This is a genomic window from Bacillus sp. JJ1609, assembly GCF_036967045.1.
Lineage (GTDB): Bacteria > Bacillota > Bacilli > Bacillales > Cytobacillaceae > Mesobacillus.
The window spans coordinates 102,168-124,230 of record NZ_JBALSS010000018.1 but is presented as its reverse complement, the minus strand read 5'-3'; the positions used below and the strand labels follow the sequence as shown (position 1 = coordinate 124,230).

Sequence of the window (22,063 nt, the reverse complement as noted above, 5' to 3'; positions counted from 1 at the left end):
CCTTCTCCCCCTATCTCACCATCATCGTTAAATTTCCGGCGGCGATAATGACTGTAATCGTCAGGAAAAACATCAATGAGACAATTCCCAAAGCAGCAAATACGTATATGATGCTTTTGCTGATGATATCCAGGCATGTAATGACAGGACCCCCGCCTAATGGCTGCAGAATAGCTGCTGCGAATTTATATATGAAGGCAACCATCAGAATTTTGACGGCTGGAAATGCGGCAATGATCAATAGAATTGCTACCCCTGCGAGGCCAACTGTATTTTTCAGCAGCATCGATGCACTGATGACTGTATCCGTTGCATCTGTGAAAACCCGGCCGATGACAGGCACAAAATTCCCGGTAATAAATTTTGCCGTCTTCACGGTTACGCCGTCGGTCACAGCCGCTGATGCTCCTTGTACTGAAATAACTCCAAGAAACACGGTCAACAATATTCCGAGCAGGCCAACACTCCAATTCCTAAGCATGCTGGCTAGCTGAGTGACCTTGTAGTGCTCAGACAATATGCTGACAATGCTAAGCAGTGTCGACAGAAATAATAGCGGCAGTACAACATACTGAATAAACATACCGCTCGTATTCATCATAAAAATGATCACTGGATGGAAGAAAGCTGCCGATATCAAACCTCCAGAAGTCGCCATTAATGCAAGCAAGAGCGGTATTAAGGCAAGTATGAATTGAATCATCGTCCCAATTGCGTCATTCGTGTAATCGACGACCACATGGAAGCTATTGAGGGCAATAATGATCAAGACCATGAATACGATCGAATAGGCGACCTTACTGATTGTGCTTTTTTCAAAGGAATTCTGCAAAGCCTGGAGAAACATACTGAAGACAGTAAGCAAAATCAATGATCCTAGGAGCTTTCCATTAACAATGAATTCATGAAAGGCAAAATTCAGGATGCCTTTAAACCAGGCCTTCATCGAAAACTCTTTTTCTCCGCTTATGAAATCATATAAGCTGCCTTTCTGACTTTCTGGCAAATAACCGTCATATTTATCGATGATATCTTCCCAAAACCCCTTAAGCTCATCGATATTAAGATTCTCAAGCTGGGACTTCGCAATTTGATCAGGATTAATCAATAGATTCGAGTCATTTTCTTCTCCGGCAGCTTGTACAATCGTACTGAAAAAAAACAATTGGATAAGAATGATGCCTAGAATGAACTGCAGCCGCTGCTTCATATTTACACCTCTTCATACGAGACTCTAAGTTCAGCCCGGGATTAAGCGAATGATTGTTTCGATCATTACTGTGAGTATTGGGATTGCCATAGCAAGGATCAGGATTTTCCCTCCTAGTTCAATCTTAGAAGCGATTGCCCCCTGGCCTGCGTCTTTCGTAATTTGGGCAGCAAATTCTGCAATATATGCTATCCCAATGATTTTCAGGATTGTTTCCACATAAACAAGATTCACACGAGCATTTGCCGCCAGCTTTTGGATCATAAATATGATTTGGTAGATTTGATCAACAAGGAAAAGAAAGATTGCAGAGCCTGTAAAAACAATCAATAAAAATGCAAAGTTAGGCTTTTGCTCTTTCACAATCAGCGCAAGAAAGGTTGCAATCAGTGCTACACCAACTATTTGAAGGATTTCAATGGCGAAGCCCTCCCTTACCCTTGAAATAGGAATACAGATTTAATTTTTTGAAAGAGATCATCAACAATTGAAGCGACCATGAAAAGTATATAGATGAATCCGAACAATGTTACCCATTGTGCATATTCCTTTTTTCCTACCTGGTCGAGGATTGTATGCAAAAAAGCAACGACGATGCCAACACCTGCGATTTTAAAGATAATATCCACTTCTAGACCCATCTTGTCCTCCTCCTAAACGCTACATCAATAAAATGATTAATAATAAGCCAGATAGAAATCCGATGCTTTTCACCATTTTTTCGTATTTCATCTGCCTTTCGCAGGCATCTGTTTCTTCTCTTTCCAAATGTGAAATCGTAAGCAAAATTTGTTTTTGCTGAGAATGCCTGTCATGTCTTCCAAGTGTCTCGCCGAATTGTTTCATGATCTCAAATTCGCCCTGTTTGAACGCGGTTAATTTCCAGACCTCAGACAGACTTTCTTCCCATGCAGACTTTACAGTCGTTTCGGATTCAGTCAATTTTTTCGAAAAGGCTTCAAAAAACCAGGACAAGGGCTTTGAAAGCTGTGCTGCAAGTTTCCTTGATGCTTCATGCAGAGGGGTGTGCCCATACATGATTTCCGCCTCAAGTGACTGCAACGCTGACTTCAAGAGCCGCAGCTGCCGCGGCCGTTCACTTAAATGTCTGGATGCCTCAAAACCTGTCCATGTCGTGGCCAGGATGATCATCACAGCACCAATTATTTTCACCATTTATGTCACTCTCACTTTTTGCAGGATTTCTTTGCCATTAGCGTCTTTTATAGAAGTGATGGTACCTGGCCCGGAAACCCTATTAAGCTCAACAAATCGATCAAAAATGCCCATCTCAAGGATTGGTTTCAATGTTGGACGCTTCTGAATATCCTCGAGGGAATCGCCGTGGGTTGTCATGATCAGCTTGATCCCTGCATTCACCGCCTCGAGAATTGCCTCCCCATCTTCCTTACGGCCAATCTCATCCACAACCAGGACATCTGGGCTCATTGATCGGATCATCATCATCATTCCTTCGGCTTTAGGGCAAGAATCGAGAATATCTACCCTGGGCCCAAAGGTGAGCTGTGGAACTCCTTTTACACAACCCGCTATTTCCGATCTTTCATCGACAATGCCTGCTTTAAGAGGAGGCAGCTTCTTTTGCTGTACACCACTGGAAATCAACCTTGCGATATCCCTCAGCAATGTTGTCTTCCCAGTCTGAGGCGGGCCGATAATCATCGTATGCTTCCAGCCATTTTGATATAAAAAGGGCAAGAGCGGTTCAGCTATCCCGATTTTTTCCCTGGCGATCCTAAAATTAAATGAAGAAATATCCCTGATGGCTTTTACTGAGCCATTTTCAAGTATCACCTTGCCCGCCAGCCCCACTCTATGGCCGCCTGCAATCGTGATATACCCCCGCTTCAGTTCTTCTTCCAATGTATACATAGAAAAATGTCCAAGCTTGTTCAAGAGCTGGACAGCATCCTCGGGGGGAATGATATACGGCAAGAATTGCGGTTTGCCTCTTACCGTTATTTCCAGCGGACGGTTGATCCTGATCCGCACTTCTTCCATCCCGTCTTTGTCATTAGGAGGCACTGTATCCAGCAATTCAGCAATTCGTTTCGGCAAAAAAGAGAAGATATCGTCCATAATTGATCCTCCTGACATACACTTAATTAATATGTATGCCTGCTTGGCCACTTTATGACCTCCAGATTTATGATTATTGCAGGTGTAATCAGAAAGACATTAGTAAAAAATAATCCTCATGAAAGGAGTTGAAAATTATGAATGAGGATCATCAAAAATTCCAGAAGGTTCAAAGGGATGATCGGGCGACATACCTTGGAGGCACAAGAAGCCTGAAGGACTCTCCTATGACTGACCCGAAGTACAACAACAATACTGATACCGATAAAGCACCTGGAGCTGGCGAGTAATAGAAATGCATTGTTACTCTTCAAGCATTCCCTATGTCCTCTTGTGATGGAAATTAAGAAGCAATCATAAGAATAGGAGAAAGAGGAAAAAAGCTTGGAGGGATAAAAATGGCTCAAGGAATATATTCTGGCTTCAGGGGAGCAGAGAATAGAAGAAGGATTACTGTAAACGGTGAAGGGTCAGTCATGGCAAGCCCAAATAAGGCATCGGCAACACTCGGAGTCCGGACAGAGAATCTAAATCTCCAAGAGGCACAGGCGGACAATGCTAAAATTGCTAATGATATTATTACAGCTCTTGTAGGTATTGGAATTCCAAAAGACGATATCAAAACGGCAGATTACAGAATTGATCCTATTTATACGTATGAAGACGGCAAACAGCTATTCCAGGGATACCGCGTTACCCATCTATACACATTAACAATACGCAATGCTGAGCAAGTCGGTTTGGTAATCGACACAGCTGTTAAAAATGGTGCAAATGAGGTAATGAACATCCAATTTACTGTTGCGGACCCACAGGCCTATTATAGTCAGGCTCTATCCCTTGCCGTTATTGATTCTTTTAAAAAAGCGCAAACAATTGCGCGAACGTTTGGCATCACCACCCAGCCGCAAATTTTATCCATTACAGAAGAATCCCAAAAAGCAATACCCGGTCCTTACCTTGTTGCTTCATTCGAAAAGAGCTCAGGCAGCGGAACACCAATTGAACCAGGAAAACTAGAGATTAAAGCTACCCTAAAAGCCACTTATACTATTGTTTAGCTTTACGTAAAGCCGGGCGCAACCTGGCTTTTCTTTTTGGTTTTGCAAAATTTAACTGGTGATTTCCGTTACAGGAGGTTCGCTTTTACCTGCCTGCACGGGCAGTCTTTTAAAAATCACGGCTGACACAATTTGTTATACCTTTATGACTACCTTTGAGGTAAAATACCCTTATAAGTATTTATAAGGAGCGATAAACATGAAAAAGATCTTAGCAGCAATCAGCTTTCTATTGTTGGTTACCGGCTGTTCCGCAGGTTCCTATAAAGATGTTTCTGTTGATGGAGCGAAGGAAATGATCGACAATGGGGAAGTTGAAGTGCTTGATGTCCGAACACCAGAAGAGTTTGCCGCAGGGCATATTCCCGGGGCAAAACTAGTGCCTTTGCAGGTGCTTGAAGGCATGCTTTCCGAGCTTGATAAAGAACAAAAATATGTTGTTGTATGCCAAAGCGGAAACCGTTCAACGAAAGCAAGCGGAGTACTGACTGAGAATGGATTCAAGAAAATATACAACATGAGCGGCGGAATGAATGAGTGGAGATATGATATTGAACAATAACCTGGCAAGCATCTCAATTAATGAGATGCTTTTTCTTATACCAAACAAAAAACCTGCCAAAAGGCAGGTTTTTAATTAAGCACGTGATACGTAAGATGAGTCAGTTGTATTGATGATCAGTCTGTCACCTTGGTTGATGAAGAAAGGAACCTGGACAGAAAGACCAGTTTCCATGATTGCAGGCTTTGTTCCGCCAGAAGCAGTATCACCTTTAATCCCCGGTTCTGTTTCAGTTACTTCTAACTCAACAGTGTTTGGAAGTTCAACCCCAAGTGTCTCGTGGCCAAATGTCATAATGTGTACTTCCATGTTTTCCTTAAGGAATTTCAATTCATATTCGATAGAATTTCCTGGTAATTCAATCTGCTCATAAGACTCATTATCCATGAACACATGCTGGTCGCCGCTAGCATATAGATATTGCATTTTACGGTTTTCAATCTGCGCTTTTGCTACTTTTTCTCCAGCGCGGAAAGTTTTTTCCTGGATTGCTCCAGTACGAAGGTTACGAAGCTTTGAGCGTACAAACGCTGCTCCTTTTCCCGGCTTTACGTGTTGGAAATCAAGTACACGCCAAATGCCATTATCCACTTCGATTGTTAAACCAGTACGAAAATCGTTTACTGAAATCATTGTTTGTCCTCCTAGTGTCGTCTTAAAGTATGATGAGTTCTTTTGTTGAATGTGTCAGGGACTCGTTATGGTCTAATGTAATCACGGTATCGTCTTCAATTCGGACTCCGCCAAGGCCAGCGATATAGATTCCCGGTTCTACTGTAACAACCATACCTGGCTCCAGTACTGTTTCAGATCTAGATGAAAGTCCAGGACCCTCATGTACTTCGAGGCCAATGCCATGTCCAGTTGAATGTCCGAAATATTCTCCATATCCTTTTTCTGTGATAAAATTTCTAGTCAGCGCGTCGGCTTCTTTGCCTAACATTCCAGGCTTAATCCCTGCCATGCCTCGAAGCTGGGCTTCAAGAACGATGTCATAGATTTCCTTCAGCTTATCAGCTGGTTTGCCAACTGAAACAGTACGCGTAATATCAGAAACATAACCTTTATAATAAGCACCATAATCAAGGGTAACAAAGTCTCCAGCTTCAATCACCTTGTCACTTGCCACACCGTGTGGAAGGGCAGAACGGTAACCTGAGGCTACGATAATATCAAATGAAGAAGAAGTAGCTCCCTGCTTTCTCATGAAGAATTCTAGTTTATTCGATACCTCCAGCTCTGTTCTCCCTGGACGGATAAACTCAAGTATATGTGTAAACGCAGCATCTGCAATGGCTGCTGCTTCCTTTAATATCTTAATCTCTGAATCAGTCTTAATCAAGCGTAACTTTTCAATTTCACTCGATACAGGTACAAGCTCAGCTTCAATCGCCTTATCAAAGGTTTTGAACGCTGAATATGTAACATGATCTTGTTCAAATCCCAGCTTCTTAATTCCAAGGTTTTTCGTCTGGGCCGCAACCTCATCCTGGATGAGTCCTTTATGAAGGACCACATCGTAGCCTTCGCATTGCTTGGCTGCCTGCTCTGTATAACGGAAATCAGTAATAAATAAAGCTTTTTCATTAGTGATTAACACCATGCCAGCAGAACCTGTGAACCCAGTCATATAACGTCGGTTATATTCACTTGTTACTAGCATTCCATCTATGCCGAGTGTTTCAAAGGTTGCGCGCAATTTTTGTATCTTTTCCATAACCTTATTCCTCCCCTTTTTCTTCCCTTTTGAAAGCTTCAAGCGCCAATTCATAGCCAATTAGGCCAAGACCGGCAATTTGCCCTTTTGAAACAGGAGCTATGACAGATTTGTGCCTGAACGCTTCTCTTTCATAAACATTTGAAATATGTACTTCGATAACGGGACAATTTATTCCTGCTATCGCATCCCTGATGGCATAACTATAATGCGTAAATGCCCCCGGGTTAAAAATGATGCCTTCAACACCAGTATCTTCCGCCTCATGAAGTTTGTCTATCAATTCTCCTTCATGATTGGATTGATAACAAATAACCTCCAGCTGCATTTCTGCACCAAGCGCAATTATTCTGTTCTCCAAATCCTTCAGCGTCTTGCTACCATATATTCCCGGTTCCCTTTTTCCCAGACGGTTTAAATTGGGCCCGTTAAGCAGAAGTATTTTTCTCATACAAAGCTCCCGTAAAAAAAGAATGTTCATTAAGAACATTCTAACATAACTAAATTCGTGAAAACTACTTAGACATGCTTAAGAAGGAACCTCTTTATGTTTTTTCTCCCTGTTACGGATTTCCTGTTCCTCATAGGAAATCGAATAGCCAACAAAAACACCATAGAGGATATAAAAACAAGCAGACGTAATTAAGGTGTTCCTCGATAGGTCCCAGAACGGCTTAATCCCCGGGAATATTGGATTTAAGACATAAAATACAAGCAAAAATAACACTAATCCAAAAGCGGCACCTGCCCATATGGATTTAATTTTTCTCATTGCTGCATAATAAACAAGTGCGGCACCGATTGAAAAAAGACCGATTGCAATGATCGAGATAACCGTTCCTAGCCACTGCTCTTTCCATTTTCCCAATGCCCATGGCTCAAGAATGACATTTGGTCGTATCTCAGTAAAATTGAAAATATAGGCTAAGTATGCCAGGGCACTCCAAAATATCCCGCCAAATAATCCTGTAATAATCGTCAACGTGAGGAAAGACATAGGTTTTTCCCGTTGATTTTGCTCAAGGTTTTCATGATTTTCTGCCATTAGTTGCACCTCCGTTTTTAGTATGTCCCGGAGAAAGAAATCAATTGCATGAACTGGATAAAAATGTTGTGATGAGGTCAGATAGCATATAGTTGTTTATGCTTTTTTTTAGTAAAATAAAGTTAAGGTATTTAAAGATCTCTTCATTTATTTTTATGAGTTATATCGTCCTTAACTTTAGACATAAGGTTTCTTTAGTCGTTTATTTCCTTGAAACAAATGTTAACTTTCATTCTCTCGTTTAAAGCGCTTCTAAAAAAGGAAAAAGAAGCAGGAGAATAGTATAAAACCGAAGAAATTGTATAAAGTAAGCGTTAGCTAGTTTAAAAGACTAAAAAAATGCTCATGATGCTTTTAGGGAGGTGGCTTACTTTGAATAATCGAACTTCTAAGTATTTGGTTACAGGACTCATTGTCCTTTCAATTATCGGAATAGTATCGAAATTGATAAGCGATCCTGTTGGTGTTATTAAAACCCTTGCTGTTGTCGCATTGGTCGGTGCAGTGATTTATTATCTAGTAAGACGTTTTTCTGGAAGCAGCCCTGGAAAGCAGCAACAGCGAGCATTTGTAAAAGCGGCTAAGCGGTCCAAGAAACGGTTCCAGGCAAAAGAAACGAGTTCTTCATCTAAGCGCTCTAAAATTAGGTCCCTGGCATCTGCACGCAACAAGAAAAAGGATGCATCCCATTTAACTGTAATTGATGGAAAAAAAAGCAAGAAAAAAAATCGGGCTTCGTTTTAGCCCGATTTTTTTAATAGCACCAGGATTTAAAGAATTTATCTGCGTTTTTTTTACCTAGTTCGATCAGCTCTAATTTTTTTTCATTAGTCAGCTGAAATTCAGTCGTCAATGACCCTTCAGTCGGTATGAAAATAATACTTTTTTCATGTTTGCGCGAAATATATCTGGAGTCATGCGCATCTTTCATCGTTTCAAATAATGCATCGAACATTTGCAAGGCATTTTTGATTTTGTTTGTTGGCTGCTGCGTTAAATGATGGCTGAGCTGCACTCCGAGTACCGGCCGCACTTTTTTCACATTATCCTTATCAAATAGCCACATTGGAAAATTGCTCAATACACCACCATCCACAACGATATTCGTACTGATGCGGTCCCTTAGTTTTACCGGTTCAAAAAAGAAAGGCAGACTGCAGCTCATCCTTATTGCCCTTGCTACGGGAAAAGTTCTTGGGTCGATTCCGTACTTCGGAAGATCATCAGGAAGGATCAATAATCTTCCATTCGTTAAATCTGAAGCGATGATTCTAAGTGCATCCGGAGCCAGATCACCAAATGTCCGCAACCCTCTCGCGGCAAGTATTTCTGCGATCCAGCATTCCAGTTCATCCCCCTTGTACAATCCCATACGCCAATATACAAACAGCCACTTAGTCAGTGCTGAAGGGATAATCGTTTTTCTTGAGTCGAGAAATTTCTTAAGGTTCAGCTCACCAACAAGCCTTGCCATTTCTGTGCTCGTATACCCAGCAGCAAGCATTCCTGCCACCAATGACCCGGCACTTGTACCAGCCACCCGTTTAAATCTGAACCCTCTTTCCTCAACTGCAGCACAGGCACCGATCAACGCAAATCCTTTGATTCCTCCGCCGGAAAAAACGCCGTCTATATACATATGAGCCACTCCCGTCGATGTAATCCCATTGTTACATCTTTAAGCGCACATTTTGTAAAATAGTACGGCGTACAAGTTAAAAATTTTATATTATGTGAAGTATTGAATCTCCGCTTCCGGGAAGAACGAATGAATATATCCGCGAATCGTGTTTTCAAGATCCTTGGCTTCATCCGTTTGATATACATACTTTCCGATTCCGTAGCGCCCCCATTTATACTTTCGTTTTTCTTCATCCATTTCCAGCTTTGATTTTGGGTACCGTTTTTGAATCACATTTTTAGCTGGTTTTGTAAAACGGTGCTGGATCAGTTCAAAGCTCAAGCCTGTCAAATCCACCCCTTCTAATGAATGGCTCAGTCTTTCAAACAATTCATGGTACCCTTCTCTCCAGCCTTCATGGATATAAATAGGCGCAACAATAAAACCTAGCGGATAGCCGGCCCCTGCTACCTTCCTGGCCGCCTCTAGCCGTTCGTCGAAGGAAGATGTGCCTGGCTCAAAGTTCTTGATTACATAGCGTGCGTTTACACTAAAACGGAATCTCGTTTTACCATTATGCTTGGCATCCAATAAATGATCGACATGATGGTATTTTGTGACGAAGCGCAATTGACCGTATTCTGTTTGGCCGATGAACTCAATTGTTTTCTTCAAAGCATGAGTCAAATGGTCAATTCCAACGATATCGGAAGTACATGCAGCTTCAAACCGGGTTATTTCTGGCTTCCTTTCATCCATATATTTTTGTGCCTGATTGAATATTTCATCTAGGTTCACATAAGTACGGATATACGGCTTGCTCCCAAGTGTCGTCTGCAGGTAGCAATAATGGCAATGCCCCATGCAGCCTGTTGCAAGCGGTATTGCGTACTCAGCAGATGGCTTTGATGTATCGAACTTCAGCGTTCTTCGGACACCAACAACCAGAGTAGATTTAGCGTTCCGGTATTGCTGTAGCTCATTCTCACCAGGAATGCCCCGAACCTGGTTATGGGAGGTCGTTTCCTTTATTTCCAAACCCATTTTCACAAACTTTTCTTTCAGTTCTCTGCCAAGCGGGTATTCAAGAGCCTGTGGCTCGATATAGACTAATTGGGGTACAAATGCCTTCATGTTAAGATTCCTCATTTCATTCCATAATTCATTACAGTTATTATGGGCAGAAATGCAAAATGAGGATGGAAAAAATATTTCCATCCTCGATTATTCGCCATGCTAAAAAACAAATAGGACAATATAATAAAAAAACATGGTAGCAAGGCCAACCGGAACTCCAAATGCCGCCCATTCCTTACTAGTGATGTTTAGCTTACCTGCAGAGATGATATTAGGGATATTTCCTGGTATCAGCATTCCTCCACTTATAATAAGCCCCAGTAAAACAGCTTGGATGGTTTCTCTATCCATAGCAGGACTGATTTCAGCAGCGGCAAGTGTAGCATTATCCAGTATTGCTGATATCATATTGATCCAGTACAACAGTGTTGGAGAAAGCCCGATAACGTACTCATTAATAAAAGGTTCAAATCCATGCCCCAGAAATGTGAGTCCCATGACGAACAAGTAGATTTTTAAAGAGCGAACGATAATTTCATTGTAGGACTCTGATTTAGTTACAGACTTTAATCCATTTTTGGCTTCATGAGGGTTTACCAGAACCATCGACATGATGCCGAAAATAATAATCGCAGGCAGCACTTCACCACCGATTAATTTAAGCAAATAAAAGAAGTCCTCATTTAATTTACTGATGGTAATGGTAGCTAACGGCTCACCAATCGGTGTTAAGGCAGCCCCAAGGCCAATCGAAAAACAGGCCAAGACGGTAAAACGAATTTCCGATTGTCGGTCTAGAGGGAGGACATTGATAATGATTACAAGGACGATCGCTGCAATAATAGCCGTAATGATACTTGACGCCAAACCAAGAACGACCACTGTTAACGCGAAAAAAATTCTCGGAGTCAATAACCTGCTTCCCCATAAAATCGATTTTTCCATAGGCTTTTGAAACCATTTGGTGAGTATGCCTGCGACAAACACAGCGATTGTAATGATAATTGGGTCAACAAGCGCTTTTTCAATTAAAAGCTGATTCAACACACCACTAATTGCTGCAGCAGCAATACCCATAATGAATAAAAAAATCTCCAAATTGTGTTCTACCATTTTAACTGTAAAAGGCAAAAACAATACCATAAGTAAAATTACAACTAAACCAATCATATTCCCCAGTCCTTTATCTATATAATCGTTTCTATTATAAAATTATTCTTAAAATTTTGATAGTTTTTCGTTTTAAAATTCTTGTATATAGGTATTTGGACAGTGAAAATACAGTCTACTCAGTGGGATTGAGTAATTCAAAAAGAGTATAAAAAATACAACGGCGCTTGGCCGTGGTACCTTTTTGCGTTTTTATAATCCGCACTTCAGCTGTGCGTTACAATTTGTACAAGTGTTGCAGCCGCCGATTTCTTTTACTTCGCCTTTGCGGCAGACCGGGCAAGTATTGCCGACTTCAGAACCGATCGTAACGTTAGTAGAACGCAGTTCATGGATTGTGTCGACTAATACAACATGCTGTTTTTGCTTTTCTTTTTTATCAATTTGCTCTTCCATAGTGTTCTCTTCCGCTTTAAGCGTCAATACCTGAGAATCGCGTGAACCATCTACATAGACAGTCCCGCCTTTTGCCCCGCCTTTATACAAGCGCTCGTATACCTTTTCAACCTGTTCGACGCTGTACCCCTTCGGAGCATTGACCGTTTTACTGATTGAGCTGTCGATCCAACGCTGGATGACACATTGTACATCAGCATGTGCTTCAGGAGCTAATTCCATAGCAGACACGAACCAGTTTGGCAGGTTCTCAGGATCTGCATCCGGATTGCGGTCAAGGTATTCCTGCACGATATCAGCCTTCACTTCAATGAACTTTCCAAGGCGGCCGCTTCGGAAATAAGAGAATGAGAAGTAAGGCTCAAGTCCTGTTGATACGCCAACCATTGTTCCAGTGCTCACTTTTGTTACTCTCTATCATGTAATAGAGGGCGGGATTATCAGTACCCGCTCCATATGTCGCCATATGGGTCAGACTATATCATCAACCAAATAATTTTTCGAGTGTCTTTTTCGGTGACATGGATATTCACAAAGTGTAACCAAATTTGATAATTGGTTTGCCTGTTCCCAGTCGCCATTAAAATCACGAAAATGTTTTATATGATGAACAGATAGTTCGTGACCATACTGTTCTGTTAACCCACATTCTTGACAAGTATATCGATCTCGTTCTCTGGCTTTTCTCCTTTGAGCTAGCCAGTTTGGCCCATAATAATTTATATCTCCACCCGACCATGTACCACTATTCTCTCCAGAAAACATTTTACTTTCTGCATAATAGTTTCCCATACAACTTATGGAACAAAAATTATAAGTTGTAATCTCAGAAGGCTTTTTCTCAATTTCTATTCTGCAATATGAGCACGAAATTTTAACCCTTCTTCGATAATCCTTTCTACCTCTAATTCCGTTCGCTTTACCTAAACATAATTTCGAACAGTATTTTGCTGTAGATTCTCTATTTTTGGGGACGCAGAAAGTTTTTTCGCAAATGGGGCATTTTTTTTGAACTTGTCTTTTTAAATGCTGGTTAATCAGATGCCCATTCTTTTTCTGGTAAGTTTTTTTACATTCAAGGTTGCAAAAGATATCATTAAATACACTGCTAGGTTTTCTTAGTGGTTCCTTACCACAGTTAGAACACCTTACCATCCGTTTTAGTGACATCTTTTTCCAAAATTCAGGTGGATTTTTAATTTGAAATTGGGTTTTACAAGAACGAGAACAATATTTTTTCCTATCAAAATGACTTGGCTTGACATTCATATCAATTCCGCAATTTAAACACTTTTTTTCCATATGAACACCCCTTATTATTATATCACATAATAAGAACAGATGTTCGTTTGGTTGCTCGGCATGTAGTCGTTGAGGGGTCAGCCACGACTTCCCTGCGGATTGTCTGGTAGGCAATTTACCTACACCCTTGCATTTTTACCATTTTGAGGGACTGGCTAAGTCCTGGTAGCAAGGGATACGCCAGAGTTTCCCGCATATAGCCAAGTTTACGCTACATTCTTACGAATATAGGGGGCAAGCGATTTACCCGTTGGAGCAACAGTCAGCAAATGTGAGTTGCGAATTCCGTTTTCCAGAATAGACTCACGAATATCTTCTGGCATCTTTTTCATGAAGCCAGTGTTTGAAAACGCATTGCGAAGTCTGTTTGTTTCTTCTGCAGTTCCGCCCTGCAGGAATGGAAAGCTTCCTTTTTCCTTAGAAAGTTCTACAGACGCACGGTATGCAGATGTTGCGATTGTTTCGAAAACATCATCAACCAGCTTGTTTCCTTCTTCGGAGCCGTATTCTGTTTCACAGTAGATCAGGAGATCGTGAAGACCCATAACACCAAGTCCTACTCGGCGTTCACCTAATGCCTGTCTCTTATTATCTTCAAGGAAGTATGGGGTCGCATCGATAACGTTATCCTGCATGCGGACACCAACTTCAACAGTACGCTTTAATTTTTCAAAATTAACAGTTTTTGTTTCCTTGTCTGCCATTTCAGCAAGGTTTACTGCAGCAAGGTTACAGACAGAATTAGGTGCAAGAGGTTGCTCCCCACACGGGTTTGTCGCTACAACCTTTTGTCCGTAAGCCTGTGCGTTTGTCATATCGTTGGCATTATCAATGAAGAAGATGCCAGGTTCTGCTGAGTATGTTGCACAGATATTAATTAAATTCCATAATTCTTTAGCTTTAATTTTTCTGTAGGTGCGTACCTTGTAGCCTAGCTTTTCCCACTCTCGTACGTCGCCTACTTTATGCCATTCTTCATTATAAATTTTCATTGTTTCAGGATCATAGCTTTCAACATCCGGGAAACGAAGTTCATATTCCTCATCGTTTTCGACTGCATCCATGAAGTCTTTCGTTAAGGTTACTGAAATATTCGCACCAGTCAGGAATTCGGAGTTATGAACTGTATAAGTTCCGCCTGTTTCAAGTTTTTCTTCAGCAGCTTTGACAATATCAGCACTGAAGCCGCCATAACCAGGAATATTTTTATAATTTACAATCCCCTGATACATAGCTTCTTCTTGCAATGTAAGTGGAGTGAATTTCAGTTTCTCTTTCGCTTGTTTTTTGATTGATTCATCTTGTGTATTTTCAATCAGGAAGCGAAGGATTCTAGGGTTTTGCATTTTTGAGATGATGAATTCTACAATGTCAGGATGCCACGTACATACCGTTCCTTTCGGAATATTTCGCTGCCATGCAGCCGGACTAGACTATATCATCACCCTCAGCATTACCTGTTAGGGGCCGGGCGCTTGTGAGAGTTTATTGTTGGGACTCACTCTCTAGTCGTTGAACCTTCGCCATCACCTTGGCCCGATGACGCTTGGCTGCAGATTGTCCAATGCAAGCAATTTTTATAGCCCTCACGCTCACCGTTTCCAGTCACGTTGTGGCTTGCCTGCCTCTAAGGAGTTCCCTGCAATTCACCCGATTTTCTAATCGTTCATTGTCTGAACGATGCGGACTAGTGCATCAGTCAATCCGCTAACATTATCATTTGAGCGCCCCTACGGGATCCGCCTTGCTCAACAAGATGTGTCAACTTCGCAATATCATCTAACCAGGAAACCGATCCGGATGATTTTCCATTAACGCCTTTTGCAAGTGTATTGCGAGGTCTTAGTGTTGAACCGTTCGTTCCAACCCCGCCACCGCGGCTCATGATTTCCATAACCTGCTTGCGGTGCTCGGAAATGCCCTCGCGCGAATCTTTAACGAAAGGCATTACATAGCAGTTGAAGTAGGTAACATCTGTATCTGCGCCTGCTCCGTATAGAACACGGCCTGCTGGGATGAAGTTCATCGATACAAGCTCCTGATAGAACTTTTCGAACCATTCCTGGCGCTTCTCTTCTGTTTTTTCAACAGCTGCAAGCCCTGTCGCATTACGCTTTGCGATTTGCTCGTAGAAGACTTCGAGTGGCTTTTCAATGACATCCAATGAACGTTTGATTACGCCTGTAGATGCTTCTTCGGGATCATCCAGCACGCCTCGGAATTCTTCTTCGACCAGTACCTTGGCAGTTTTGCTTTCCCAATCAATATCTAGTATGAATCCAAGCCCGCGTGCCGGGAACTTCGGATCCTCCTTGATGGTGAGGACGACGAAATCCCCGTTTGATAGAGTTATTTTTCCAGTGTCTTTAAAAGTATAGCGGTCCAGCATGACAAGTCGGGATACGCCTTTGTGGGTTAATTTCATTTCAGGTGTGATGGGATGAACCTGCTGGAATAAACCAATGTCCTTGTTCAAACTCTCAACATTAAGGCTCATTTTTTGTCCAATGGTAACAGACATTTCTACAACTCCTTCTAAGGTTTCAAATCATATCTGTATTGTTTTACTAGAAGTATGTAATTCTAGTTGCTTTCTTGAATTACCCTTACGTTATCATACTCAAACATTAAAAATCAATATATAGTGTATTTTAAATTTTCGACAACACTATATATGGTGTTTGAGTCAGAAGAAATATATTTTGTCAAAAATGAAATCTATCAAAAAAGCGAGAGAAAAAGAGAGAAAGATAGATATTAACCAGTAAACGATAAAAAACAACAAATTTCGAGGGTTGCACTTTTGGAGCAGAAATTAAACCCTTGAAAATACTGGATAAAAATAAAAAAAAGCGGATTTCCGCTTTTTTTATCTTTTAAAATTCCACTCATCCGATTGATATTTATTTTTTGCGAGAGTGCTTACATAATCTAACTCTTCTTCACTTAATGTGTAGGGCTCTAATTGAATCCCAAGTCCATCTTCAAAGCCCTCTTTGAATGCTTCCTTTGCCTCATCAATGGTAATTGTCCTGCTGCTGATCTCGTTAATTGCCACAGCCTTCGTCTTGAAAGCCTTTTGCATCCTCTCTTTTACTCGTTCATTCGGATATTTGAATAGACTGAATAGCTTATCCTCATCAAGATCAAGCAAGATTGATCCATGCTGGAGGATGACGCCCTTCTGCCTTGTCTGGGCGCTTCCTGCAACCTTACGTCCTTCGACAACAAGCTCATACCAGCTAGGGGCATCAAAGCAAACAGCTGAGCGGGGATTTTTTAAGGCATCCTTCTCAGCAGATGTCTTGGGCACAGCAAAATAAGCCTCCAGCCCAAGTTTTTGGAAGCCTTGTAAAATCCCTTCTGAAATAACCCGATAAGCTTCTGTTACTGTTTTGGGCATCTCTGGGTGGTCTTCTGTAACAATAACGCTATATGTAAGTTCATGCTCATGCAGTACCCCCCTGCCACCTGTAGGCCTGCGCACGAATCCAAGCCCGTGCTGCTTTACTGCGTCCATATCGATCTCTTTTTCGATGTTCTGAAAATAGCCAACAGACAGCGATGCTGGGTTCCAGCCGTAAAAACGGATGACGGGAGGGATTTTGCCGGCCCCATGCCAGTCCAGCAGCGCCTCGTCAAGTGCCATATTAAAAGATGGTGAATTGTCTCCAGAATCAATAAATCTCCATACTTCTCTTTCCATGCCATTACCCCATTTTCAAATATTTGCGGTTAAGATTTTTTAAGTCTATCAAATTAATTTTCAAATGCAAAGCAGCTTGTTTTTTAAATCCCTTTAAGAAAATTGCTAATTTCCTTTGCTCTCAGGTCGGATGGCTTATATAATTATAAGTGGCTCAGCTAAGCTTGAAAGGAGAAATATGTTTTGGATACACTTATTTTTTTAATCGTCCTCACAGTTGCGGTGGTCCTTTACTCTGTTTTCATGTATTTTTACCAGAAGAAAATCGTGAAGACATTGTCTGAGGAAGAATTTAAAAGCGGTTACCGCAAAGCTCAATTAATCGATGTCCGTGAACCAAATGAATTTTCTGGCGGACATATTCTTGGAGCAAGAAATATCCCTCTTACGCAAATGAAGACTCGCTTAAAAGAAATCAGGCCGGACAAGCCCGTATATCTTTATTGCCAGAGCGGATCCCGCAGCGGCCGTGCTGCACAGATGCTTTACAAAAAAGGCTACAAGGATCTGCACCATTTAGAAGGCGGCTTCAAAAAATGGGGCGGCAAAGTCAAAGCGAAATAAGCTATATTCCCATAAAATAACCCCTCTGTTCATTTTGCAGAGGGGTTTAGCTTTTGTTCATTGAACAGTCACTACTTTATCTCATTTCTCTCTTAATATCCACTTTAGTTAACGAAACCGATAGCTTCGACACCTCTTCTATAAAAGCATCCACACAGCACGCAAAAAGGCTGCAGCATTATATAAAAAGCCCTGCCTTCCTCGGCAGGGCTACAGCATCTTATACTTTTTGATAACGTAAAATCGGCTTCCTGGCAGCCGTTGTTTCATCCATTCGGCCAACGACAGTAGAGTGTGGTGCTTCCTGAACAATTTCTGGATTTCCCTCTGCTTCCTTGGCAATCTGGATCATCGCATCGATGAAGGCATCCAATGTTTCTTTAGATTCGGTTTCTGTTGGCTCGATCATGATCGCCTCTTCCACATTCAATGGGAAGTAGATTGTTGGCGGATGGTAGCCAAAATCCAGCAGGCGTTTTGCTATATCTAGCGTGCGGACGCCTAGCTTTTTCTGGCGCTTTCCGCTAAGGACGAATTCATGCTTGCAATGTCTGTTGAATGGCAGATCATAATATTCTGCAAGCCTTCTCATCATATAGTTTGCATTCAATACTGCATATTCTGTTACAGCCTTCAAGCCGTCAGGACCCATTGTGCGGATATACGTGTACGCACGGACATTGATGCCGAAGTTTCCGTAGTATGGCTTGACCCTGCCGATTGACTGCGGACGGTCATAGTCAAATTTATATTGTCCATCCTGCATTGTGACGATTGGCTTTGGCAGGAATGGAATTAAGTCAGCCTTTACTCCAACAGGGCCAGATCCAGGTCCGCCACCGCCATGAGGGCCAGTGAATGTCTTATGAAGATTCAAGTGAACAACGTCGAAGCCCATATCGCCAGGACGTGCTTTTGACATTACAGCGTTTAGGTTCGCTCCATCATAATAAAGCTTTCCGCCAGCACTGTGGACAATCTCAGCCATTTCAAGAATGTTTTCTTCAAAAAGGCCAAGTGTGTTTGGGTTCGTGAGCATTAATGCAGCAGTATCCTCACCGACAACCTTTCTTAAGTCCTCTAAATCAACTAAGCCGTTTTCATCCGATTTAACTGTGATTGTCTCAAATCCTGCTACTGTTGCTGAAGCAGGATTTGTTCCATGAGCAGAGTCAGGAACAATGACTTTAGTACGCTTGTCATCACCATTTGCCTCATGGTAAGCACGGATCATCATTAATCCTGTCCATTCACCATGTGCACCCGCAGCCGGCTGAAGCGTTACTTCATCCATTCCAGTGATTTCAATCAGGTGCTGCTGGAGGTCGTACATCAGCTCTAGAGCACCCTGGATTGAACTTTCATCCTGAAGAGGATGTAAGTGTGCAAACCCATTGAAACGAGCAACATTTTCATTCATCTTAGGATTATATTTCATTGTGCAAGAACCTAATGGATAGAACCCTGAGTCCACACCGTGATTACGCTTTGACAGTGCAGTATAATGGCGCATGATATCAAGCTCTGATGCTTCCGGAAGTTCAGGCTCCTCTTCACGAAGGAATCCTTCAGGCAATAGCTCTGATAAATCTGCTTCGGGAACATCCATTTCCGGCAGGCTGTAGCCGACACGGCCAGGTGTGCTTAATTCAAAAATGAGTGGCTGATCTTCCTTATGCATTGATATCCCCCATTTCTTTTACAAACGTATCTATTTCTTCTTTTGTTCTAAGTTCAGTGACTGCCACAAGCATATGCTGTCCTAATTCAGGATAATCCCGGCCCAAATCATATCCACCGATGATTCCATTAGTCAGCAGCTGCTGGTTGATTTCCTTAACTGGCTTATTCAACTTAACAACGAATTCATTGAAGGAAGGACCATCAAATGCGATTTCAAAACCATTTTCTTTAAATACTTTCTTGGCATAATGCGCCTTTTGAATATTGGAAACTGCCATTTCACGAACGCCTTTTTTGCCAAGTGCCGTCATTGCAACTGATGCAGCAAGGGCATTCAATGCCTGGTTAGAGCAAATATTGGAAGTCGCCTTATCACGGCGGATATGCTGTTCCCTCGCCTGAAGGGTCAATACGAATCCACGGCGTCCCTGGTCATCCTTCGTTTGGCCGACCAGTCTTCCTGGTACCTTTCTTACAAGCTTACCTGTTACTGCAAAATATCCGCAGTGAGGCCCTCCGAATGCTGTTGGAATTCCAAACGGCTGAGCATCTCCCGCCACGATATCAGCACCGAATTTTCCTGGAGGAGTCAATGCACCCAGTGCCAGCGGATTGCTCGATACTACGAATAACGATTTATTATTGTGGGTAATTTCTTCAATTTCTTTCATTGGCTCAATGCGCCCAAAGAAGTTCGGATACTGAACAATGACCGCTGCAATATCTTCATTGGCCATATTGCCTAAAGCATCAAGATCGGTCACGCCCTCCTTGTGAGGAATTTCTGCGACGTCGATGTATTGCCCTTTGGCATAAGCCTTAACAACGTCCTTATATTCCGGATGGACTGCGCTCGAAATTAATATTTTCTTGCGCTTTGTATGGCCTGCGCAAAGCATAGCCGCTTCCGCTAAAGCCGTACCGCCGTCATACATGGATGAGTTAGCCACTTCCATGCCTGTCAATTCACAGATCATCGTCTGGAATTCAAAGATAGCCTGTAGCTCACCCTGGGAAATTTCTGGCTGATAAGGTGTATAGGCAGTGTAGAATTCTGAACGTGATAAAACATGATCGACGATAACAGGGATGTAATGGTCATAAACACCTGCACCAATAAAAGAAGAATACATTTTCAAATCAGCATTTTTGGCCGCCATTTGCGCCAATTCTTTCATTAAAGCTGTTTCAGGCTTGGCTGGTTTAATATTGTATTCCCCGGCAAAACGGACTTTTTCAGGAATATCGCTGAATAATTCGTCAATTGATGAAACGCCGATGCTTTCCAACATAGCATTTTTATCACTTTCAGTCAGCGGTAAATAGCGATGCTTCATATTTCTTTCCCCTCTCCGGTTTTTACTTTTTGTCTCTTTTATAAAAAGGCGTCGCTGATACTGCAGCTTTTAAGCGCTTGCCGCGGATTTCAACTTCCACTTCGTTTCCTAATTCTGTTTCTTTTGCATCAATCAGCGCAAGCCCGATATTTTTCTTTAAAGTTGGAGACTGAGTACCGGTAGTAACCTCACCGATTTGCACATCTCCTTTATAAACTGGATAACCATGGCGAGGAATGCCTCTGTCAATCATTTCAATCCCGACAAGCTTTCTTGGCAGGCCATTTTCTTTCTGCTGCTTCAGTGCTTCTTTACCGATGAAGTCTACTTCTTTATTCAATTTAACGGCAAATCCGATCCCTGCTTCAAGCGGACTGATTTCAGGTGATAGTTCCTGGCCGTATAATGCAAGGTTTGCTTCAAAACGAAGTGTATCTCTCGCTCCCAAGCCACACGGAATCACTCCAGCACATTTCCCTGTTTCAAGGATGTCCTTCCAGATGCTGATTACGTCTTCAGCTTTGCAATATATTTCGAAACCATCTTCCCCGGTATATCCTGTTCTTGAAACAAGTGCTTTCTTGCCGTTTAAATCTACTTCCTCACTGAACTTGAAAAAGCCAATTTGACTTAGATCATGTTCATTCACAAGTTTTTGAAGGACATTTTCGGCTGCCGGTCCTTGAAGAGCAAGCTGCGCCATGCCTTCTGAAAGATTATCAATTTCAACGTCAGCATCGAGATGGTCCTTCAGCCATGCAAAATCTTTTTCAATGTTCGATGCATTAACAACTAATAAGTAGTGGTCCTCTTCTAGCTTATAAACTAGCAAGTCGTCGACAGTGCCGCCATTTTCATAGCACATGGCTGTGTATTGCGCACCGCCATTTTTAAGTTTTGAAACATCATTTGTCATCATTTTTTGCAGATAGGCCAGACTTCCAGGGCCTTTCACTTCAATTTCTCCCATATGGGAAACATCGAATAAGCCAGCTCTTGTCCTTACAGCTTCATGTTCTTCCTTGATGCTTGAAAACTGGACAGGTAAATCCCAGCCTCCAAAGTCAATCGTTTTTCCGCCATATTCCTTGTACACATCAAAAAGCGGTGTTCTTTTCAATTCAGTCATTATGTATCCCCCTTCGTCCTGTGCCTGACAATTCAGCAGACAGCCATGCAGGTTTTCAATACCCAGCCGGAAAGATCCAGGGGCAGACCAAAAAAGGACAGAGCACCCCCTCTGTATTTGAGAAGGTCTCTGTCCTTTCACCTGAAAGTTTACCTGTAAAGGCTTTCCCCTTTGGTGGCTTTCCATTATAAAAGCGCTCTCCAGAGATGCGTCAAACAAGAGTTCTTTTGCCTGAGAGATTCACAAAGATTGCTTGCTCCTTCGGCGCTACAGATGTAGTCTCTCCCCTTGTCGTCATTCGCATTTATATAATTTTCCAAATTGGGCATGCTAAACCTTATTACACATGTCTGCAAACTGATAAAACTATAAAGTGACAAATT

General features: G+C 42.0%; 22 protein-coding genes, 3 pseudogenes and 1 riboswitch. Of the genes and pseudogenes, 5 read left to right on the top strand and 20 right to left on the bottom strand.

Annotated features, from left to right (window positions below; genetic code table 11):
- Positions 1 to 10 precede the first annotated feature (10 nt).
- From spoIIIAE to spoIIIAA, 5 genes are read right to left on the bottom strand one after another with little or no spacing between them, the layout of a single operon-like run.
- Complete coding sequence (gene spoIIIAE / locus V7654_RS14720) at positions 11 to 1,210, bottom strand: stage III sporulation protein AE (RefSeq protein ID WP_335431250.1); 1,200 nt, start codon at positions 1,208 to 1,210, stop codon at positions 11 to 13.
- A 30-nt stretch (positions 1,211 to 1,240) separates the two neighbouring features.
- On the bottom strand, positions 1,241 to 1,630 hold the full coding sequence (spoIIIAD, locus tag V7654_RS14715; protein ID WP_335375880.1) for a stage III sporulation protein AD: 390 nt from the start codon (positions 1,628 to 1,630) through the stop codon (positions 1,241 to 1,243).
- A gap of 14 nt (positions 1,631 to 1,644) precedes the next feature.
- The gene (gene spoIIIAC, locus V7654_RS14710) at positions 1,645 to 1,851 is read right to left on the bottom strand and encodes a stage III sporulation protein AC (RefSeq protein WP_009794945.1); all 207 of its coding nucleotides are present in this window, start codon (positions 1,849 to 1,851) and stop codon (positions 1,645 to 1,647) included.
- A 19-nt stretch (positions 1,852 to 1,870) separates the two neighbouring features.
- A complete protein-coding gene (spoIIIAB, locus tag V7654_RS14705) occupies positions 1,871 to 2,386 on the bottom strand; it encodes a stage III sporulation protein SpoIIIAB (protein ID WP_335375842.1) in 516 nt (171 codons plus the stop codon).
- Entirely contained in the window at positions 2,387 to 3,310 is a 924-nt protein-coding gene (gene spoIIIAA, locus V7654_RS14700) for a stage III sporulation protein AA (protein WP_335431248.1), read from the bottom strand.
- A gap of 137 nt (positions 3,311 to 3,447) precedes the next feature.
- Between spoIIIAA and V7654_RS14695 the strand changes: the two genes are divergently transcribed.
- The 3 genes from V7654_RS14695 to V7654_RS14685 all read left to right on the top strand — a co-directional run bounded on the left by V7654_RS14695 (position 3,448) and on the right by V7654_RS14685 (position 4,933).
- The gene (locus V7654_RS14695; RefSeq protein ID WP_335431247.1) at positions 3,448 to 3,600 is read left to right on the top strand and encodes a hypothetical protein; all 153 of its coding nucleotides are present in this window, start codon (positions 3,448 to 3,450) and stop codon (positions 3,598 to 3,600) included.
- A gap of 108 nt (positions 3,601 to 3,708) precedes the next feature.
- Positions 3,709 to 4,371, top strand: coding sequence for an SIMPL domain-containing protein (locus V7654_RS14690; RefSeq protein WP_335431246.1), 663 nt, complete (start codon positions 3,709 to 3,711; stop codon positions 4,369 to 4,371).
- A 199-nt stretch (positions 4,372 to 4,570) separates the two neighbouring features.
- Positions 4,571 to 4,933 (top strand): rhodanese-like domain-containing protein, encoded by a 363-nt coding sequence (locus tag V7654_RS14685; RefSeq protein ID WP_335431245.1) that lies wholly within the window; start codon positions 4,571 to 4,573, stop codon positions 4,931 to 4,933.
- A gap of 75 nt (positions 4,934 to 5,008) precedes the next feature.
- Here the strand turns inward: V7654_RS14685 and efp are convergent, their stop codons facing one another.
- From efp to V7654_RS14665, 4 genes are all read right to left on the bottom strand, one after another.
- On the bottom strand, positions 5,009 to 5,566 hold the full coding sequence (gene efp / locus V7654_RS14680) for an elongation factor P (RefSeq protein WP_335431243.1): 558 nt from the start codon (positions 5,564 to 5,566) through the stop codon (positions 5,009 to 5,011).
- 22 nt (positions 5,567 to 5,588) lie between these two features.
- Positions 5,589 to 6,650: a M24 family metallopeptidase gene (locus V7654_RS14675; RefSeq protein ID WP_335431242.1), complete on the bottom strand. Its 1,062-nt coding sequence runs from the start codon at positions 6,648 to 6,650 to the stop codon at positions 5,589 to 5,591.
- Positions 6,651 to 6,654: 4 nt separating this feature from the next.
- Positions 6,655 to 7,101, bottom strand: coding sequence for a type II 3-dehydroquinate dehydratase (aroQ, locus tag V7654_RS14670; RefSeq protein WP_335431241.1), 447 nt, complete (start codon positions 7,099 to 7,101; stop codon positions 6,655 to 6,657).
- A 78-nt stretch (positions 7,102 to 7,179) separates the two neighbouring features.
- Positions 7,180 to 7,695, bottom strand: coding sequence for a YqhR family membrane protein (locus V7654_RS14665; protein WP_335431239.1), 516 nt, complete (start codon positions 7,693 to 7,695; stop codon positions 7,180 to 7,182).
- A gap of 372 nt (positions 7,696 to 8,067) precedes the next feature.
- Here V7654_RS14665 and V7654_RS14660 point away from each other — a divergent pair, with 372 nt between their 5' ends.
- Positions 8,068 to 8,439, top strand: a complete 372-nt coding sequence (locus V7654_RS14660) for an SA1362 family protein (RefSeq protein ID WP_335431238.1) — start codon at positions 8,068 to 8,070, stop codon at positions 8,437 to 8,439.
- 10 nt (positions 8,440 to 8,449) lie between these two features.
- Here the strand turns inward: V7654_RS14660 and V7654_RS14655 are convergent, their stop codons facing one another.
- The 8 genes and pseudogenes from V7654_RS14655 to V7654_RS14620 form a co-directional block, all read right to left on the bottom strand.
- Positions 8,450 to 9,334, bottom strand: coding sequence for a patatin-like phospholipase family protein (locus tag V7654_RS14655; RefSeq protein ID WP_335431237.1), 885 nt, complete (start codon positions 9,332 to 9,334; stop codon positions 8,450 to 8,452).
- Between the two features lie 90 nt (positions 9,335 to 9,424).
- Positions 9,425 to 10,450 (bottom strand): spore photoproduct lyase, encoded by a 1,026-nt coding sequence (gene splB, locus V7654_RS14650; RefSeq protein WP_335431236.1) that lies wholly within the window; start codon positions 10,448 to 10,450, stop codon positions 9,425 to 9,427.
- Between the two features lie 102 nt (positions 10,451 to 10,552).
- Positions 10,553 to 11,563, bottom strand: coding sequence for a DUF1646 family protein (locus V7654_RS14645; protein ID WP_335431234.1), 1,011 nt, complete (start codon positions 11,561 to 11,563; stop codon positions 10,553 to 10,555).
- A 192-nt stretch (positions 11,564 to 11,755) separates the two neighbouring features.
- Positions 11,756 to 12,358: pseudogene (locus V7654_RS14640) on the bottom strand (vitamin B12-dependent ribonucleotide reductase); the annotation flags it as partial.
- A gap of 72 nt (positions 12,359 to 12,430) precedes the next feature.
- Positions 12,431 to 13,261, bottom strand: a complete 831-nt coding sequence (locus tag V7654_RS14635; protein WP_335431233.1) for an HNH endonuclease — start codon at positions 13,259 to 13,261, stop codon at positions 12,431 to 12,433.
- Positions 13,262 to 13,467: 206 nt separating this feature from the next.
- Positions 13,468 to 14,643: pseudogene (locus tag V7654_RS14630) on the bottom strand (vitamin B12-dependent ribonucleotide reductase); the annotation flags it as partial.
- Between the two features lie 320 nt (positions 14,644 to 14,963).
- Positions 14,964 to 15,782 (bottom strand): annotated as a pseudogene (locus tag V7654_RS14625) (ribonucleotide reductase N-terminal alpha domain-containing protein); the annotation flags it as partial.
- Between the two features lie 348 nt (positions 15,783 to 16,130).
- A complete protein-coding gene (locus V7654_RS14620; protein ID WP_335431232.1) occupies positions 16,131 to 16,967 on the bottom strand; it encodes a lipoate--protein ligase family protein in 837 nt (278 codons plus the stop codon).
- A 243-nt stretch (positions 16,968 to 17,210) separates the two neighbouring features.
- Between V7654_RS14620 and V7654_RS14615 the strand changes: the two genes are divergently transcribed.
- Positions 17,211 to 17,531, top strand: a complete 321-nt coding sequence (locus tag V7654_RS14615) for a rhodanese-like domain-containing protein (RefSeq protein ID WP_423994158.1) — start codon at positions 17,211 to 17,213, stop codon at positions 17,529 to 17,531.
- Between the two features lie 220 nt (positions 17,532 to 17,751).
- Here V7654_RS14615 and gcvPB read toward each other — a convergent pair whose 3' ends face one another.
- Genes gcvPB through gcvT form a run of 3 tightly spaced genes read right to left on the bottom strand, consistent with a single transcriptional unit; the run spans position 17,752 to position 21,680 of the window.
- A complete protein-coding gene (gcvPB, locus tag V7654_RS14610; RefSeq protein ID WP_335431229.1) occupies positions 17,752 to 19,212 on the bottom strand; it encodes an aminomethyl-transferring glycine dehydrogenase subunit GcvPB in 1,461 nt (486 codons plus the stop codon).
- Positions 19,205 to 20,551 (bottom strand): aminomethyl-transferring glycine dehydrogenase subunit GcvPA, encoded by a 1,347-nt coding sequence (gcvPA, locus tag V7654_RS14605; RefSeq protein ID WP_335431227.1) that lies wholly within the window; start codon positions 20,549 to 20,551, stop codon positions 19,205 to 19,207. Before gcvPA ends, gcvPB begins: the two co-directional genes overlap by 8 nt.
- A gap of 22 nt (positions 20,552 to 20,573) precedes the next feature.
- Entirely contained in the window at positions 20,574 to 21,680 is a 1,107-nt protein-coding gene (gene gcvT, locus V7654_RS14600) for a glycine cleavage system aminomethyltransferase GcvT (protein WP_335431225.1), read from the bottom strand.
- A 209-nt stretch (positions 21,681 to 21,889) separates the two neighbouring features.
- A riboswitch (glycine riboswitch) is annotated at positions 21,890 to 21,978 on the bottom strand.
- Positions 21,979 to 22,063 lie beyond the last annotated feature (85 nt).

Bases quoted from the DNA above. Each gene is read 5' to 3' on its own strand.
- spoIIIAB (WP_335375842.1), bottom strand. From the start codon at position 2,386: ATGGTGAAAATAATTGGTGCTGTGATGATCATCCTGGCCACGACATGG.
- spoIIIAA (WP_335431248.1), bottom strand. From the start codon at position 3,310: ATGGACGATATCTTCTCTTTTTTGCCGAAACGAATTGCTGAATTGCTG.
- spoIIIAE (WP_335431250.1), bottom strand. From the start codon at position 1,210: ATGAAGCAGCGGCTGCAGTTCATTCTAGGCATCATTCTTATCCAATTG.
- V7654_RS14675 (WP_335431242.1), bottom strand. From the start codon at position 6,650: ATGGAAAAGATACAAAAATTGCGCGCAACCTTTGAAACACTCGGCATA.
- V7654_RS14690 (WP_335431246.1), top strand. From the start codon at position 3,709: ATGGCTCAAGGAATATATTCTGGCTTCAGGGGAGCAGAGAATAGAAGA.
- gcvPB (WP_335431229.1), bottom strand. From the start codon at position 19,212: ATGCATAAGGAAGATCAGCCACTCATTTTTGAATTAAGCACACCTGGC.
- spoIIIAC (WP_009794945.1), bottom strand. From the start codon at position 1,851: ATGGGTCTAGAAGTGGATATTATCTTTAAAATCGCAGGTGTTGGCATC.
- splB (WP_335431236.1), bottom strand. From the start codon at position 10,450: ATGAAGGCATTTGTACCCCAATTAGTCTATATCGAGCCACAGGCTCTT.
- V7654_RS14635 (WP_335431233.1), bottom strand. From the start codon at position 13,261: ATGGAAAAAAAGTGTTTAAATTGCGGAATTGATATGAATGTCAAGCCA.
- V7654_RS14665 (WP_335431239.1), bottom strand. From the start codon at position 7,695: ATGGCAGAAAATCATGAAAACCTTGAGCAAAATCAACGGGAAAAACCT.
- V7654_RS14695 (WP_335431247.1), top strand. From the start codon at position 3,448: ATGAATGAGGATCATCAAAAATTCCAGAAGGTTCAAAGGGATGATCGG.
- aroQ (WP_335431241.1), bottom strand. From the start codon at position 7,101: ATGAGAAAAATACTTCTGCTTAACGGGCCCAATTTAAACCGTCTGGGA.
- V7654_RS14655 (WP_335431237.1), bottom strand. From the start codon at position 9,334: ATGTATATAGACGGCGTTTTTTCCGGCGGAGGAATCAAAGGATTTGCG.
- efp (WP_335431243.1), bottom strand. From the start codon at position 5,566: ATGATTTCAGTAAACGATTTTCGTACTGGTTTAACAATCGAAGTGGAT.
- gcvPA (WP_335431227.1), bottom strand. From the start codon at position 20,551: ATGAAGCATCGCTATTTACCGCTGACTGAAAGTGATAAAAATGCTATG.
- V7654_RS14615 (WP_423994158.1), top strand. From the start codon at position 17,211: ATGTATTTTTACCAGAAGAAAATCGTGAAGACATTGTCTGAGGAAGAA.
- V7654_RS14620 (WP_335431232.1), bottom strand. From the start codon at position 16,967: ATGGAAAGAGAAGTATGGAGATTTATTGATTCTGGAGACAATTCACCA.
- gcvT (WP_335431225.1), bottom strand. From the start codon at position 21,680: ATGACTGAATTGAAAAGAACACCGCTTTTTGATGTGTACAAGGAATAT.
- V7654_RS14685 (WP_335431245.1), top strand. From the start codon at position 4,571: ATGAAAAAGATCTTAGCAGCAATCAGCTTTCTATTGTTGGTTACCGGC.
- V7654_RS14645 (WP_335431234.1), bottom strand. From the start codon at position 11,563: ATGATTGGTTTAGTTGTAATTTTACTTATGGTATTGTTTTTGCCTTTT.